The organism is Kitasatospora sp. NPDC056731 (assembly GCF_040687675.1).
Lineage (GTDB): Bacteria > Actinomycetota > Actinomycetes > Streptomycetales > Streptomycetaceae > Kitasatospora.
Window position 1 is genome coordinate 1 of sequence record NZ_JBFBNR010000040.1, and the last position, 15,313, is coordinate 15,313.

9 protein-coding genes and 1 pseudogene are annotated in these 15,313 nt (G+C 76.4%); 5 read left to right on the forward strand and 5 right to left on the reverse strand.

Annotated elements, in window-relative coordinates; genetic code table 11:
• Window positions 1–278 precede the first annotated feature (278 nt).
• Together AB0R04_RS30400 and AB0R04_RS30405 are read right to left on the reverse strand one after the other, a co-directional pair.
• A pseudogene (locus AB0R04_RS30400) lies at window positions 279–1,556 on the reverse strand (SpoIIE family protein phosphatase); the annotation flags it as partial.
• 168 nt (window positions 1,557–1,724) lie between these two features.
• A complete protein-coding gene (locus AB0R04_RS30405; protein WP_363376872.1) occupies window positions 1,725–3,116 on the reverse strand; it encodes an FAD-dependent oxidoreductase in 1,392 nt (463 codons plus the stop codon).
• Window positions 3,117–3,635: 519 nt separating this feature from the next.
• On the opposite strand from AB0R04_RS30405, the gene AB0R04_RS30410 reads away from it, so the two are divergent.
• Both AB0R04_RS30410 and AB0R04_RS30415 read left to right on the forward strand, forming a co-directional pair.
• Window positions 3,636–4,499, forward strand: a complete 864-nt coding sequence (locus tag AB0R04_RS30410) for a helix-turn-helix domain-containing protein (protein WP_363376793.1) — start codon at window positions 3,636–3,638, stop codon at window positions 4,497–4,499.
• Window positions 4,500–4,837: 338 nt separating this feature from the next.
• Window positions 4,838–7,105: a sigma-70 family RNA polymerase sigma factor gene (locus tag AB0R04_RS30415; RefSeq protein WP_363376795.1), complete on the forward strand. Its 2,268-nt coding sequence runs from the start codon at window positions 4,838–4,840 to the stop codon at window positions 7,103–7,105.
• Window positions 7,106–7,194: 89 nt separating this feature from the next.
• Here AB0R04_RS30415 and AB0R04_RS30420 read toward each other — a convergent pair whose 3' ends face one another.
• From AB0R04_RS30420 to AB0R04_RS30430, 3 genes are all read right to left on the reverse strand, one after another.
• Window positions 7,195–7,899 carry a DsbA family oxidoreductase gene (locus AB0R04_RS30420; RefSeq protein ID WP_363376797.1) on the reverse strand — a complete coding sequence of 235 codons (705 nt, stop codon included), beginning with the start codon at window positions 7,897–7,899 and terminating at the stop codon, window positions 7,195–7,197.
• 140 nt (window positions 7,900–8,039) lie between these two features.
• A complete protein-coding gene (locus AB0R04_RS30425) occupies window positions 8,040–8,561 on the reverse strand; it encodes a universal stress protein (RefSeq protein ID WP_159398461.1) in 522 nt (173 codons plus the stop codon).
• A 117-nt stretch (window positions 8,562–8,678) separates the two neighbouring features.
• Window positions 8,679–10,829, reverse strand: a complete 2,151-nt coding sequence (locus AB0R04_RS30430) for an asparagine synthase-related protein (RefSeq protein WP_363376799.1) — start codon at window positions 10,827–10,829, stop codon at window positions 8,679–8,681.
• 741 nt (window positions 10,830–11,570) lie between these two features.
• Between AB0R04_RS30430 and AB0R04_RS30435 the strand changes: the two genes are divergently transcribed.
• The 3 genes from AB0R04_RS30435 to trmB all read left to right on the forward strand — a co-directional run bounded on the left by AB0R04_RS30435 (window position 11,571) and on the right by trmB (window position 15,293).
• Complete coding sequence (locus tag AB0R04_RS30435) at window positions 11,571–12,998, forward strand: hypothetical protein (protein WP_063348294.1); 1,428 nt, start codon at window positions 11,571–11,573, stop codon at window positions 12,996–12,998.
• Between the two features lie 173 nt (window positions 12,999–13,171).
• The gene (gene lhgO, locus AB0R04_RS30440) at window positions 13,172–14,407 is read left to right on the forward strand and encodes an L-2-hydroxyglutarate oxidase (RefSeq protein ID WP_363376874.1); all 1,236 of its coding nucleotides are present in this window, start codon (window positions 13,172–13,174) and stop codon (window positions 14,405–14,407) included.
• Between the two features lie 55 nt (window positions 14,408–14,462).
• Entirely contained in the window at window positions 14,463–15,293 is an 831-nt protein-coding gene (trmB, locus tag AB0R04_RS30445; RefSeq protein WP_363376801.1) for a tRNA (guanosine(46)-N7)-methyltransferase TrmB, read from the forward strand.
• The last annotated feature ends 20 nt before the right edge of the window (window positions 15,294–15,313 follow it).

Genomic DNA, 15,313 nt, shown 5'->3' on the forward strand with positions numbered 1-15,313 from the left:
CTGCTCCGAAAAGCGAATCGGCCGCAATCCAATAAAACGAACACGCCGAATAAGAACCAAGCCGCGACAAGACGCGACCCAGCCCGAACCGGGAAGTGGTGTTTCGAAAGGATTGGCTACCGCGGGACCGTCCGCGCTGATGCGTGTCCGGTGCTCCCTGCCAGGCAGCTCGAAGAACACTAGACCTCGGGGAAGGCCGAGTCAAGCGCCGGTTCCGCCCCGGCGACGCTCTCTTCCGCCGCCTTCTCCTCTGCCTCCTCCGCCGGCAGGTGGAAGGCCAGGACGGCGACGTCGTCGTCGTGCTCGGAGGTCACGCCCATCGCCCGCAGGAGGCGGGCGCAGATCACCTCGGGGGCCCCGACCGCGCCGGTGAGGGTGCGGGCGAGGAGGTCGAGGCCCTGGTCGATGTCCTCGTCGCGGCGTTCGACCAGGCCGTCCGTATAGAGGACGCCGGTGGTCCCGGGCAGCAGGCGCAGGGTGTGCGAGACGTGGAGGCCGTCGCCGGTGCCGAGCGGCGGGCCGTTCTGCTCCTCACTGCGCAGAACCGTCCCGTCGGGGCAGCGCAGCAGCATGGGGAGGTGTCCGGCGGAGGCGTAGGAGAGGGTGCGGCGCTGCGGGTCCCAGACGGCGTACGTGCAGGTGGCGATCTGGTTGGCGTCGATCTCCATGGCGAGGCCGTCGAGTAGGCGCATCACCTCGTGCGGGGGCAGGTCGAGCCGGGCGTAGGCGCGGACGGCGGTGCGCAGCTGGCCCATGACGGCGGCGGCGCGCAGGCCGCGCCCCATCACGTCGCCGATGACCAGGGCGGTCCGGCCGCCGTCGATGGCGATGACGTCGTACCAGTCGCCGCCGACGGCGGCCTCGGCGCCGCCGGGCTGGTAGGTGGCGGCGACCCTCAGGTCGGCCGGCTGGTCGAGCTTCTGCGGGAGGAGGCTGCGCTGGAGGGTGACGGCGGCCTCGCGCTGGCGGCGTTCGGCTTCGCGGAGCCGGGCGGCGGCGAGGACCTGGTCGGTGACCTCGGCGGCGAAGATCAGGACACCGGCGGGCGGTCCCTCGGCGGGGGTGTCCCCCGTGTCGCCGGGGCCGCCGGGGCCGCCGGGGCCGAGCGGGACGCAGGAGACGTTGTAGTAGCGGTTGCCGGTGAGGCCGAGGATGCAGCGGGCCTTGACGCTGCGCGGGCGGCCGCCGCGGATGACCTGGTCCATCAGGGCCAGGACGCCCATGGTGCCGAGTTCAGGGAGGGCTTCTCCGGCGGGCAGGCCGGTGGTGCGGTCGCCGAAGAGTTCGCGGTAGGCGCGGTTGGCGTAGCCGAGCTGGTGGAGCGGGCCGTAGGTGACGGCCACCGGGGCGGGGATCCGGTTGAGGACCTCGCGCAGGTTCTGGGGTTTGTGCAGGTCGAGGAGTTCGGCGGCGGTGGCCAGGTTGGTGGGGTCGCGGGGGCCGGGGACGACGACGCCGTCGGCGGAAGGCGCGCCCTCGTCGGTGCCGGCCCCGGTTGGCGGGGCGGCACGCCAAGGGACTCCGGTGAGCCGGGCGCTCCAGCGCATGAGGTTCAAACGACGGCCGCTTCCTCGATTTCCAGGCATATCATCACTTTTTGTGTGCACATCAGCACACGGGGTAATGACTAGGTTGGGCTGATCCTGTCAGGCAAGGGCCCGATTCCGGAAGTCGCCCGCCCGGCGTGGCCGCCCGTTCCGCCCCGGCACGGGGCGCCGGGGCGCTCACCGCGGGGCGTCCGGACCGCCGTCGGGCCGCGGCCCGGACCCGGCCTCGAACTCCGGATGCGGATGCTCCGCCGCCCCCAGCGAGACCACCTCGCGGGAGAACAGCCCGCCCAGCACCCAGTCCATCAGCACCCGCACCCGGCGCTCCGCGCTCGGCAGGCGCCGCAGGTGCCGGGCCCGGTGCAGCCACCAGGCCCGCCGCCCGGTGATCCGGCGGCCGCGCCGAGTGTGGGCGACGGCCCGGCGCAGGCCCAGCGAGGTCGAGCAGGCGGCGTGGCCCGGCCGGTACTCGGCGAGGCCGGGGGCGTGCGGTCCGGCGTCCAGGGCGACCGCGATGTTCCGGGCGAGCAGCTCGGCCTGGGCGAAGGCGTGCTGGGCGTTGGGCGCGCAGGGCGCCCCGTCCGCGTCGGGGTCCGGGACGGCGGCGCAGTCCCCGGCCGCCCAGACGCCGGGCAGCGCGCGCCCGTCCGGGCCGACGGCTTGCAGGGTGGCGAGGCAGCGGACCCGGCCGAGGGTGTCCAGCGGCAGGTCGGTGTCGCGCAGCAGCGGGGCCGGCCGCACCCCGGCCGTCCAGACCAGGGTGCGGGCACCGAAGCGGGTGCCGTCGGACAGGGCGACGACCCGGTCCGCGGCAGACGCCAGGGTGGTGCGCAACCGGATGTCGACGCCGCGTTCGCGGAGCTGGCCGAGGGTGTGCTCGGCCAGCTCCGGCGACTCCTCGGCGAGGATCCGGTCGGTGGCCTCGACCAGGACCCAGCGCAGGTCCTCGGGGCGGACGTTGTGGTAGCCGCGCACCGCGGTCCGGGCCATGTCCTCCAGTTCGGCGAGCGCGCCGACGCCCGCGTACCCGGCGCCGACGAAGACGAAGGTGAGCGCGGCCTGGCGCAGGGCCGGGTCGCGGGTGGCGGAGGCGAGGTCGAGCTGCTCCAGGACGTGGTTGCGCAGGCCCACGGCCTCGCCGACGGTGGAGAAGCCGCGGCCGTGTTCGGCCAGGCCGGGCACCGGCGCCGTCCGGGAGACCGAGCCGGGCGCCACCACCAGGACGTCGTAGGGGAGTTCGATCGGTGCGGCGGCCTCTCCGGGGCCCGCGGCGTCGGCGAAGGCGCGGCGGGCGGCGTGTTCGATCCGGGTGATCCGGGCGGTCAGCACCCGGCAGTCCGGCAGGGCCCGGCGGAGCGGGACGACCACGTGCCGGGGGTCGATCGAGCCAGCCGCGACCTCGGCCAGCAGCGGGTGGTAGGTGAAGTAGGCCTGGGGCTCGACGACGGTGATCTCGACCTCGCCGCGTCGCAGGCGTTCCCGCAGGCCGCGCTGGAGGTGCAGCGCGGTGGCCATCCCGGCACAGCCTCCGCCGGCGATCAGGATTCTGATGGTGCACCTCCTGCCGATTGGCGCTTCCTCCCGGCCCCGCGGCCGGGGGTGTCCCCCCTCGCGCCCCCCTATGAAGGACCGGCAGGGGCGGTCTTGTCCACAGTCCGTACCGCGCCGGATGTGACGGGAGTCGACGGGTGGGGCCAGTTGTGCTGTCCGGGCGACTTTCTGACGGACTTTCGGCCGCGAACAGGCGTGAACTATGGTCGGATTGTGTGCCGGAGCGGTTACCGCCATGACAATCGGCGGCGACGCACCGTGGAGCGGCCACTACGGCCAGTTCCAGCGTTGGCTCGAGAACCCGACTGCGGGACAGTCATCCGGGGAAGGGTAGTTCCCGGACAAGGCCCCGGACGGTGCCGACGCGCCGAGCCGGACGCGAGCCGGCCCGGAGGCACGAACCGTGGTCACGAAACGGGACGGGCGGCAACGAGCGATGGGTCATCAGGTCATTTCTGACGGGCTGAGCTGCACCGGGGGGTGCAGGGGCGGGCGACGACAGGGTCCGGGTTCGGGCGCCTGCGGGGGAGAGTTGGGATGATGGAGCAGGAGCAGGTGTTGGGGCGAACGGGAGCACCGCACGCCGGCCAGGGCATGGTGCCGGAACAGCGCGGCCCGGTGGACCTGCCGCCGGAGGTCGGGGCCGCCTATCCGGGCGTCCCCTACCGGGTGGAGCCGCCACCGGTCGTCGTGCACGTCCCCGGGACCCGACTACGGGTGGACGCCCGGCGGAATCTGGAGAGCGTGCTGCGGGCCGCCCGCGAGGTGTTCGGCGAGTTCGGCTACGGCGCGCCGATGGAGGAGGTCGCGCGCCGGGCCGGGGTCGGCGTCGGGACGGTCTACCGGCGCTTCCCGAGCAAGGAGGTGCTGGTCCAGCGGATCGCCGCCGAGGAGGTGGCCTGGCTGACCGCGCAGGCGCGGGAGTCGCTGTACGGCGGCGGCGGAGCCTGGGAGTCGCTGGCCGGCTACCTGGCGCGGGCGGTCGGCACCGGCGCCGGGCGGCTGCTGCCGCCGGAGGCGTTCCGGTACGCGGAGGAACTGGGCCGGGTGCCGGAGCAGCGGGTGCCCGAGCCGGCCGCCGTCCGGTTCGACCTGCGCGGCGAGGACGCGCAGAACGGTGCGGCCGTCGAGCCGTCGGCGGCCGACGCCGATCCCCGGCTGCTGCTGCAACTGCTGGCCGCCCTGGTCGCCCGGGCCGGCGCGGCCGGCGAACTGCGGCCGGGCGTCACGGTGTCGGACGTCGTGCTGGTGCTGACCGCCTCGGTGCCGGTGCACGCGGCCCGCACCGCGCCGACCACGGCCGGTTTCTCGGCCGGGGTCCAGCAGGCGGAGGGGCAGCCGACGGCCGGCCCCTCGGAGCGGCTGCTGGAGATCCTGCTGGACGGCCTGCGGGCACGCTGACGCGCCACCGCGGGCGCGGCCGCCGCAGCTGGCGGGGACGGGAGTTGGACGGGAGACCGGCGCGCGGACCAGTCACGCGCGCCGGGTGCGGGCGGTGCACAACCACCCGCCCTGTGCTGGCCGAACACATCCGCGACGGCTCCTCGGAAGAGTGGGTCCCGGCCGGTCCGGCTACCGCCCATCTCTGCGCTATGCCATCCTTTGCCCGTGGTTGGAGCCAATGTCCCGATGCGCGCCCTTCGCGCGCCCTCGGCGCCGTACAGCGCGGAACCGTGCGCCCACGCGCTCCCGCGCGCCCTGCCACACTGCGGGGGCTGTCGTGGAATCTGGGGTCCGTTGTGAGCGCCGAGGAACAGAACGACTACGGGTACGGCCTCGACTTCGGCCCGTCCGGAGGCTTGACCGGGGGACTGGCCGACGGCTCGTCCGGCAATACGTCCAGTACGTCCAGCACGTCCGAAGGCCCCGCCACGGCCTCCGGCGGCCCGGCCCAAGTACCCGGCGCCGCGCCGGGTTCGGCCACCGGCCCGACCGCCGGACACGTGCCCGACCAGGCGGGCATGCCCAGCCGCGAGTCCCTCTCCGCCTCCGCCGCCGCGCTGCCCCCCGGGCGGGTGCCCGGCCAGGCCCCGGCCGGCCGCGGCGGCGTCGCCCCCGAGGCGTTCGTCGGCGCCGGCCGCCCTGCCCGCCCCACCGTGCCCGCACCCGCCGACCCGGTCGACGGCGAGCGCCCGGCCTCCGACGCCGAGTTGACCGCCCGGGTCCGGGCCGGCGACGACACCGCGTACGAGGAGATCTACCGCCGGCACGCCGACTCGGTGCGCCGCTACGCCCGCACCTGCTGCCGGGACAGCTTCACCGCCGAGGACCTCGCCGGCGAGGTCTTCGCCCGCACCCTGCAAGCCCTGAGGGCGGGCAAGGGCCCGGAGTTCGCCGTCCGCGCCTACCTGCTGACCGCCGTCCGCAACGTCGCCGCCGCCTGGACCCGCAGCGAGCGGCGCGAGCAACTCGTCGACGACTTCAGCGTGTTCGCCCAGACCTCGGCCGCCGTCGTCGACCTCGACCTGGCCGACCCCGGCGCCGATGCCTGGGCGATGGCCATGGCCGACCAGCGCATGGTCATGCAGGCCTACGCCGAACTGCCCGAGGACGACCGGATGGTGCTCTGGCACACCGAGGTCGAACGGGAGTCCCCGAAGACCGTCGCCGTGATGCTCGGCAAGACCGCCAACGCCACCGCCGTCCAGGCCCACCGGGCCCGCGACCGGCTCGCCGCCGCCTTCCTCCAGGCGCACGTCTCCGGCAGCCAGGACCGCACCTGCGAGGCGTACGCCAACCGGCTCGGCGCGTACGCGCGCGGATCGCTGCGCAAGCGCGCCTCGGCGGAGGTCGGACGGCACCTCCAGGAGTGCGACCGCTGCACGGCCGCCTGCCTCGAACTCACCGAGATCAACACCGGCCTGCGCGCGCTGCTGCCCGGCGGCGTGCTCGTCTGGATCGGGGTCGGCGGGTTCAGCGCCGCCGCGGCGGCCGTCGGCGGGGTCGCCGCGGTCGGCGGCGCGGCTGCGGGCACCGCGGCGGCCACCTCCGGAACCGCGGGTGCGGGTGCGGCCTCCGGCGGAAGCGGGGCCGGCGCCGGCGCCGCGGCCGGCGAGGGCCTGGGCACCGCCGCCAAGGCCGGGATCGCCGCCGCCGTCGCGGTGGCCGCGGCCGCCGTCGCCGCGTACGCGCTCACCGGCTCACCCGAGCCCAAGCCCCCCACGGCCGCGCCCCCCGCCGCCGGCGCCCCCGCCACCCCCCGGCCGCAGGCCCCCGCACCCGCACCACCCGCGCCCGCCGACCCGGCGCCAAGCAGCGCCGCGGCCGCCCCAGCACCGTCCGAGCCGAGCCCGAGCCCGAGCGCGACGCCGGTCACCCGGTCGACGCCTGCCCCGGCAACCGCCCAGACCACGACGAAGGCCGCGTCGCCGGTCACGCCGAGCTCGACGACGCCCAAGCGGACCCCCACGCCGCCGGCCCCGGCCGTCCCCGCCCTGCCGACACCCAGCGTGCCGCCGCTGCCCACACCCGAGCCGCCGGTCGTCCCCGTCGTCCCCACGCCCACCGTGCCGCCGCTGCCCACCCCGACGGTCACCCCGCCCTCGCCGCCCGCGCCCGCCGACTTCTGGGCCGACTCACTGCCCGTGGTCAAGCCCGGCAACAACCGGGTGCCGCCGCCCGGCCCCAGCATCCGGCAGAAGGGCAGCGACTGGTTCTGGCAGCACGACAGCGCCTGGATCGGCGGCGAACGCCACGGGCACGCCATCACCGTGCACGCCCCGGCGACCACCCTGATCGACCTCAACCGCAGCTGCACGTCCTTCGACGCGGTCGCCGGGGTCGACGACGCCACGCTCTCGCCGGGCGGCGTGGTCTTCTCCGTCCAGGGCGGCGACGGCAGCACCCTGTGGCGCTCCTCCCCGCTCGCCGCGGGGGACGACGCGGCACCGGTGCACGTGTCGCTGGCCGGGCAGAAGTCGATCCGGCTGGTGGTCACCCCGGTGCACGGGATCTGGTCGGCGCTCAACGTGGCGGACTGGGCCGAGGCCCGCTTCAGGTGTTCCTGAAACGGGCCTCGGCGGGGGCTGTGCGGGGTGGGGCCCACCCGGGGTAAAGCTGTGCGGGGTGGGGCTGTGCGCAGTGGTCCTGTGCGGGGTCAGATCGCGCAGGAGCCGTCCGCACAGGCCTCCCCCGCCGGGGCGACCTGCACCGGCGCCGGGCGGGTCTCGCCGATCTCGGCGGCGACCTGCTCCAGCACCTTGCGGAAGGTCTCTTCGTCCTGGCCGCCCTGCACCGCCCACTTGCCCTCGAACACGAAGGTCGGCACGGCGGTGATGCCCAGCTCCCGGGCCTCGGCCAGCTGCGCGCTCACCTCGGTGGCGCCCTCGTCGCCCGCCAGGTAGGCGGTGACCCGCGCCCGGTCCAGGCCGGCCGCCACCGCGACGTCGGTCAGCGCGGCGCGGTCGCCGACGTCGACGCCGTCGGTGAAGTGCGCCTTCAGCAGCTCCTCCTTCAGCCGCCCCTGGACGACCGCGCCGTACTCGGTCTCGGCGAGGTGCAGGAGGCGGTGGCCCAGGAAGGTGTTGGCGTGCAGCGCGGCGTCGAAGTCGTACGTGATGCCCTCGGCGCGGCCCAGCTCGGCCACCCGCGCGTCCATCGCCACCGACTGCGGGCCGTAGCGCTCGGCCAGCCACGCGCGGTGCGGGCTCGCCGTCGCCGGCGCGTCCGGGACCAGCTGGTACGGCCGGTAGACCACCTCGACGCCCTCCTTGCCGGCGAAGCCCTCCAGGGCCTGCTCGAAGCGGCGCTTACCGATGTAGCACCACGGGCAGGCGATGTCGGACCAGATCTCGACCTTCATGAGGGGACTCCAGGGGTGGGGCGGGGACGGGTGTCGGGATAGGTGAACGATGAACCATCTCGGTACATTCCCGGCACCCCGGTCAGCTTCCCTGGTCAGCGCCCCGACCGGGCTGGTCAGCGCACCGGCCCCGCCCCTGGTCAGCCCTCCGCGGGCGCCGGGACCACCAGCACCGGGCAGGCCGCGTGGTGCACCGCCGCCGAACTCACCGACCCCAGCAGCAGCCGCGCGAACCCCCCGTTCCCCCGCGTGCCGAGCACCAGCGTGTGCTGCCGGGTCGAGGCCTCCAGCAGCACCTCGATCACGTTCCCCAGCACCACGTGCAGCGACATCTCCCCCGCGTACGGCCGGGAACGCTGCCCCTGCACGGCCACCACCGCCCGGCGCAGCCCGTCCGCCATGCTCTCCACCAGCGTCTCGACGCTCTCCTGCACCAGCTCCGCCATCCCCGGCGGATAGCCGGCCGGCGCCGGGTTCACCACGGCCAGCACGTACAGCGGCAGCCCGAACAGCTCCGCCTCGGTCATCGCCCGGTCCAACGCCCACAGCGACCCGTCCGACCCGTCGCACGCGGCCAGCACCCCCGGCGGGCGCCCCGTCGGCGGCCGTCCCAACACCGACAGCACGACGGGAACGGACTGCTCCGGGCTCACGCTGGCCACCACGGCTCTCCTCACCGACGGACTCGTTGCCCGCCATCATCACCTGCCCCAGCTCCCGGACCCCGCCGCCCGGCCGGGCGCGGCGCGGGGGCGTGGGGCGCGCGGCGCCCGGCGGGGTCAGGAGGGACGGACGGGGCTGAGGGCCGGGGGTTGGGCCAGGGGAAGGCCGGTCCAGCAGGCGCCGTGGCGGCGGGCGCGGATGCGGCGGAGCCAGAGTTCGGTGGAGACCAGGTCGGCGAGGCCCGCCAGGGCGGCCGGGGAGAGGGGGGTGGCGGGGTCGGCGAGGCCGGCGCGGACGGCGGGGAGGTCGATCAGGCCGGCTTCGGCGAGGAGGGGTGCGTCGAAGAGTTCGGCGAGGCCGTCGGCGGCGAGGCGCAGGCCGGCCCGGGCGGGGGCGGTGCGGTCGGGGCGGGGGCCGCGGCCCCAGTCGGGGGGCAGGTCGGTGCGGCCGGCGCCGGTGAGGACGGCGTGCAGGAGGGCGTGCCGGGCGCCGGGTTGGAGGCGGACGTCGTCGGGGAGCAGGCGGGCGGCGCGGACCACCTGGTTGTCGAGGAACGGCGCGTGCAGCCGCTGGCCGGGCTGTTCGGCGGCGTGGACGAGGGTGCGGTAGGAGCGCGCGTGCCGGTAGAGGGCGTGCCGGGCGCGGTGTGCGCCCGGGCGTTCGTCGGGCGCTGGTCTGCGCGCCGCCAGTCGCAGCCGGAGGGCGACGGAGGAGAGCGCCTCGTCGGAGAGCCAGCGGGCGGCCGGGCCGGGGACGCACCAGGCGAGGTCGCCGGCCGAACGGTCGCCCGCCGTAAGGCCGTTGCCCGGAAGATGGCGGGCCGTCAGCTTGACGGCGGCGTCGTCCAGCGCCTCGGCGTACCGGACCCGGGAGAGCCGGTGGGCGGCCCGGACCACGGTGAGCGGGGTGCGCAGCGCGCCGGCCAGGACGCCGACGACGGCCCGGTCGGCACCGGCCAGCGCGGCGACCGGGGGCAGCAGTTCGCGCGGGCGGCCGGCCCGAATGAGGTCGGCGAGCCGGGCCGGGTGGCCGTCGAGGACCTGGCGGGCGCCGTAGCCGGTGAGGTGGTCGGTGCCGCCGACGTCGAAGCGGGCCTCGGCGCGGGCGGCGGCGACGAGTTCGGGCCCGGGCTCGTCGGTGAGCCGGCCGGGCGGTGCGTCGGCGTGCAGTCCGGCGTACGGGAGGGTGTCGGGGCCGGGGTGGAGCACGGTGTGCCGCAGCCGGGGGGTGTCGGGGGCGAGCGCGAGGGTGGTCGGGGGTTCGGTCTCGCCGAGCGTGACGGCGGCCAACTGTTCCGGGGCGGAGGGTTCTTGGGCGGCGACGCGGGTCCAGGAGCCCTTGACCGCGCCGTTCCGGGCCCCGGCGCGGACGGCCGGCAGGCGCTCCGGGCCCGTGCTCGCGGGCACCGGCGGCAGCGGTACGGCGGCGGCGAGCAGGGCGACGGTGGCGGAGGCGGTGCCGTAGGAGAGGTCGACGCCGAGCCGGGCGCGGCCGGCCGAACCCGGCACGGTGGCGGGCGCGGTGGTGCGGACCCGGGAGCGGACGGACTCCAGCAGCGCGCGGGTGAGTTCGCGGACGGCGGGCGCCTCGTCGCGCGGCTGCTCCCGGACGGCGGGGTCGTCGTAGGCGGAGAGGTAGGGGTGGCCGCCGCGGATGGCGAGCACGTGGCCGGGCGGCACCCGCTGGACGCCCAGGTACGGGGTGCCGGTGCCGAGCGCCTCGGGCGATTCGGGGCAGGCGAGCCGGGCGGCGAGGTGGCCGGTGTCCAGTGGGGCGCCGACCAGGTCGGCGAGCGGGAGGGCGGCGGTGGCGTACGCGGTGCCGCCGGCCCAGGGGGTGTGGAAGACCGGCTGGGCGCCGGCCAGGTCGGTGAGCAGCAGGGTGGAGCGGGTGCCGGTGCGCAGGACGGCGGTGTAGCTGCCGGGCCAGGCGGTGAGGTGGCGGACGGCGCCGCCGCGGGCGGCGGCGAGGCCGGCGGCGAGTTCCGCGTCGGTGGCGCCGCAGTGGCCGAGGACGGCGAGACGCAGGGTGGCGGGGGTGTCCTCGACGGGGTCGGGGGCGGCGGGGCCGGTGGTGACCGTGGCGGGGGCGCCGGGGCGGAGGGTGGCGAGGCGGATCTCCTCGGGACGCCAGTCCCCGACGGCCCAGAGCGGGTTGGGTCCGGTCCACAGGGGGCGCGCGGCGATCGGTGCGACCGTACCGAGTGCCTCGTGCGCCGGTGCGCCCGCCCGGGGCGCGCCCGTGCTCCAGCCCGTCAGCCACCGCATCGCGCCTCCACCGGACGAGGACCTGCACCCGTACGGCGCGTCCGCCGCCGGGCGGCTCCTCGCCGGTCCGCGGTGTGCCGTGGCGGCGGCCCCGGGTACCGGCGCGCCGTCAGGAGACATCGTGCCACCGGTTGGCGCTCCCGTGGCCCGTGTTGCCGGTTCCGGTTCCGCCGGTGACCCCGGTGCGGGGTGGTTCCGGCCCCGGCGGCGATCCCGGTGCGGGCAGCGGGTGTTGACGTGTTCGCGTGGTCCGCAGGGCGGGCCGGGCCTTCCCCTCCCCGGCCCGGACCGCCCGCCGCGCCGCCTTTGACATGGGCATCGCGAGATGGCCGAAAGGCGTCGCCCGGCCCGGGAGGGCATCCGCATGCCCTCCCGGACTCAGCCACCACCCGCGGGGATTGAGGCGGCGGCGTCCCCCGGCCCGCCGGGTCCTCGACGGCGGGCCGACCCACGACCACCAGCGAATCGCCGACCAGCCGGTCGAGCCAGGGGGCACGGCCGGGCGCACGTGAACACAGGACCGGAGCATGACGCTCCGGCGCGCGGCACCCCCGGCCCGATCCGAGTGGTCCGGACCAACCCCGGCGAGGAGCCGGCGCCGCACCGCCGGGTGCACGATCCCGCCATCCGGAATGCGGCCTCTTAACCGTCGGAACGCGTCCGACTACTCTAGGTACAGCAGCTACGGCCCGGTGCCGCCCGGGCCCCGCGCACAAGGCCGCAGGAGGTGCCGCCGCCACCATGACCGTCAGCCCACGAGGACCGAACGAACGGCTCGGCACGCTCCTGACCCTCGCCCAGATCAGCAACGCCGGACTGGCCCGCCGGGTCAACGACCTGGGCGCCCAGCGCGGGCTGACCCTGCGGTACGACAAGACCTCGGTGGCCCGCTGGGTCAGCAAGGGCATGGTCCCGCAGGGGCCCGTCCCGCACCTGATCGCCACCGCGATCGGCGGCAAGCTCGGCCGCCCGGTACCGCTGGAGGAGATCGGCCTCGGCGACACCGACCCGGCCCCCGAACTCGGCCTGGCCTTCCCGCGCGACGTCGCCGAGGCGGTCCGCTCCGCCACCGACCTGTGGCGGGTCGACCTCGACCTGCGCCGCGGCCCCGGCGGCGGCCGCTGGAGCGACAGCCTGGCCGGCACCTTCTCGGTCGCCGCCTACGCGACGCCGGTGTCCCGCTGGCTGATCACCCCGGCGGACGGTTCGGTCGCCCGGGAGGCGCCGCGCGCGCCCAGCGAGGCGTCCTCCTACCGGGTCGGCCACTCGGACGCCGCCAAGCTCCGCGAGGCCGCCCAGGAGGCCCGCCGCTGGGACTCCAAGTACGGCGGCGGGGACTGGCGTTCGTCGATGGTGCCGGAGTGCCTGCGGGTGGAGGCGGCCCCGCTGCTGCTGGCCTCGTACAGCGACACCGTCGGCCGGGCGCTGTTCGGCGCGACCGCCGAACTGACCAGGCTGGCCGGGTGGATGGCCTTCGACACCGGGCAGCACGAGGCCGCCCAGCGCTACTACATCCAGGCCCTGCGGCTCGCCCGGGCCGCCGCCGACGTGCCGCTCGGCGGCTACGTGCTCGCCTCGATGAGCCTCCAGGCCGGCTACCGGGGCTTCGCCGAGGAGGCGGTGGACCTCGCCCAGGCCGCCCTGGAGCGCAACCGGGGCCTGGCCACCGCCCGGACGATGAGCTTCTTCCACCTGGTGGAGGCCCGGGCCCAGGCCAAGGCCCGCAACGCGGCAGCGTGCGCGACGGCGCTCGGCGCGGCGGAGAGCGCACTCGAACGGGCCCGCGCCGGGGATCCCGATCCGGCGTGGATCGACTTCTACGCCTACGACCGGCTCGCCGCCGACGCCGCCGAGTGCTTCCGCGACCTCGGAGTGCCCTCCAAGGTCCGCCAGTTCACCCGCGAGGCACTGGCCAAGCCCACCGAGGGCTTCGTCCGCTCGCACGGCCTGCGACTGGTGGTCTCGGCGATGGCCGAGGCCGAGGCCGGCAACCTGGACGCCGCGGTCGCCGCCGGCGAGCGCGCCGTCGAGGTGGCCGGCCGGATCTCCTCCCAGCGCAGCCGGGAGTACGTGGTGGAGATGCTGCGCCGCCTGGAGCCCTTCCAGGGCGAGCGCCGCGTCCGGGAGCTGACCGAACGGGCCCGCGCGGTCCTGGTCGCCCCGGCGTGACCGGGGGCGGGCCCGGCGGTCGTTGAGGTGCACCGGTGAGAGGGGCCCCGGGCACCCAGGCACGACACCGCCCGGCCGACGCCGTCACCCGCCCCTCGGCGCCCTCGACCGGCCCCGCCCGGCGTGGCAGCATCGGCGGCGGGGGGAGCCGGGCGGACTGCGAGGAGCGGGCGGTGGCGTACGACTTCGACGTGCTGGTGGTGGGCGGCGGGATCGTCGGCCTCGCCACCGCGTACGCGCTGACCCGGGCCCGGCCGGGGCTGCGGCTCGCGGTGCTGGAGAAGGAGCCCGGCTTCGCCGCCCACCAGACCGGCCGCAACAGCGGGGTGATCCACAGCGGCGTCTACTACCGGCCGGGCTCGTACAAGGCCCGCTACGCGGTGGCGGGCGCCGCCGAGCTGGTGGCGTTCTGCCGCGAGCAGGGCGTCCCGTACGAGGTCACCGGCAAGCTGATCGTGGCCACCGGCCCGGAGGAGCTGCCCCGGCTGGCGGCGCTGGCCGAGCGCGGGCGGGCGAACGGCATCCCGGTCACCGAGGTGGACCGGGCCGGGATCGCCCGGTACGAGCCGCAGGTCACCGGGGTGGCGGGGCTGCACGTCGGCACGACCGGCGTCTGCGACTTCCCGGCCGTCGCCACCGCCTACGCCCGGCTGGCCCGGGAGGCGGGTGCGGAGCTCCGGCTCGGCTGCGAGCTGCGGGCGGTGGCCCGGCGGGCGGACGGCGTGACGGTGCAGACCTCCACCGGGGAACTGCGCTGCCAGGTGCTGGTGAACTGCGCCGGGCTGCACAGCGACCGGATCGCCCGGCTGGCCGGGGACGAGCCCGGGGTGCGGATCGTGCCGTTCCGCGGCGAGTACTACGAACTGGCCGAGGGGCGACGGGACTTGGTGCGCGGCCTGGTCTACCCGGTGCCCGACCCGGCCTTCCCGTTCCTCGGCGTGCACCTCACCCGGGGCGTCCACGGGGACGTGCACGTCGGTCCGAACGCGGTGCCCGCGTTGGCCCGCGAGGGCTACGACTGGCGCACCGTGCGCCCGCGCGACCTGGCCGGGACGCTGGCCTTCCCCGGCGCCTGGCGGATCGCCCGGCGGCACTGGCGGTACGAGGTGGGCGAGTTGCACCGCTCGCTGTCGAAGCGGGCGTTCACCGCCGCCGTGCGGCGGCTGCTGCCCGCCGTCGCCGCCGAGGACCTGGTGCCGGCCGGCGCCGGGGTCCGGGCCCAGGCCGTGGCCCGGGACGGCTCACTGCTGGACGACTTCGCCTTCGCCGGTTTCGACCCGGCCGACCCGCGCTCCCCGCGCCGCGCGGTGCATGTCCTGAACGCCCCCTCCCCCGCCGCCACGGCCTCGCTGCCGATCGGCCGCGAGGTGGCCCGCCGGGCGCTGGCGGCGCTGGAGGCCGGCGGATGAGCCCGGTCACAGCACCTTCGGGAGGGGCCCGGGGTCCCCGTAGACTCGGGGAATTGTGACTGCCACCGCCCCGATCCCCCAGCCCTCGCCGTCCGCCCGGCTGTCCGCCGCGCCGGCTGGCTACCCCGCGCCGATGTACCCGCACAAGGCCACCGAGGCCCAGCACCGCGAGCGGCGCATCCGCAGCTTCCAGCCGCGCCGGGGCCGGATGACCAACGCCCAGGCGGGCGCCCTGGACCGGGGCTGGGAGGCCTACGGCATACCGATCGACGGCAGCCCGCTCGACCTGCGGGAGCTGTTCGGCGAGCTGCCGGTCACCCTGGAGATCGGCTTCGGCATGGGCGAGACCACGGCCGCCATGGCCGCCGCCGACCCGGCCATGGGCATCCTCGCCGCCGACGTCCACACCCCCGGCCACGGCAACCTGCTCGGCCTGCTGGAGCGCGACGGCTCGCGGAACGTGCGGCCGGCCGCCGGCGACGCCGTGATCCTGCTGCGCGACATGCTGCCGGACGCCTCGCTGGCCGGCCTGCGGGTCTACTTCGCCGACCCGTGGCCCAAGCCCAAGCACCACAAGCGCCGGCTGGTCCAGCCGTCCTTCCTGGAGCTCGTGCTGCCCCGGCTCGCCCCCGGCGCCCTGGTGCACTGCGCGACCGACTGGGAGCCGTACGCGGAGCAGATGCTGGCCGTGCTGTCCGCCTCGCCGGAGCTGGAGAACCTGCACCCCGAGGGTGACGGCAGCGGCTGGCTGGAGCCCGCGGACCACCCGGACGGCAGCACCCCCGGCTACGCGCCGCGGCCGGACTGGCGCCCGGTCACCAAGTTCGAACGGGCCGGGCTGGCCAAGGGGCACGTCGTCCACGACCTGCTGTTCCGCCGCCGCTGAGCCGCCGTCGGCCGTTCGAA

What these genes read in the sequence shown, in the direction of transcription:
- AB0R04_RS30410 (WP_363376793.1), top strand. Translation starts at nt 3,636, where the DNA reads ATGATGGAGCAGGAGCAGGTGTTGGGGCGAACGGGAGCACCGCACGCC.
- AB0R04_RS30420 (WP_363376797.1), bottom strand. Translation starts at nt 7,899, where the DNA reads ATGAAGGTCGAGATCTGGTCCGACATCGCCTGCCCGTGGTGCTACATC.
- AB0R04_RS30430 (WP_363376799.1), bottom strand. Translation starts at nt 10,829, where the DNA reads ATGCGGTGGCTGACGGGCTGGAGCACGGGCGCGCCCCGGGCGGGCGCA.
- AB0R04_RS30435 (WP_063348294.1), top strand. Translation starts at nt 11,571, where the DNA reads ATGACCGTCAGCCCACGAGGACCGAACGAACGGCTCGGCACGCTCCTG.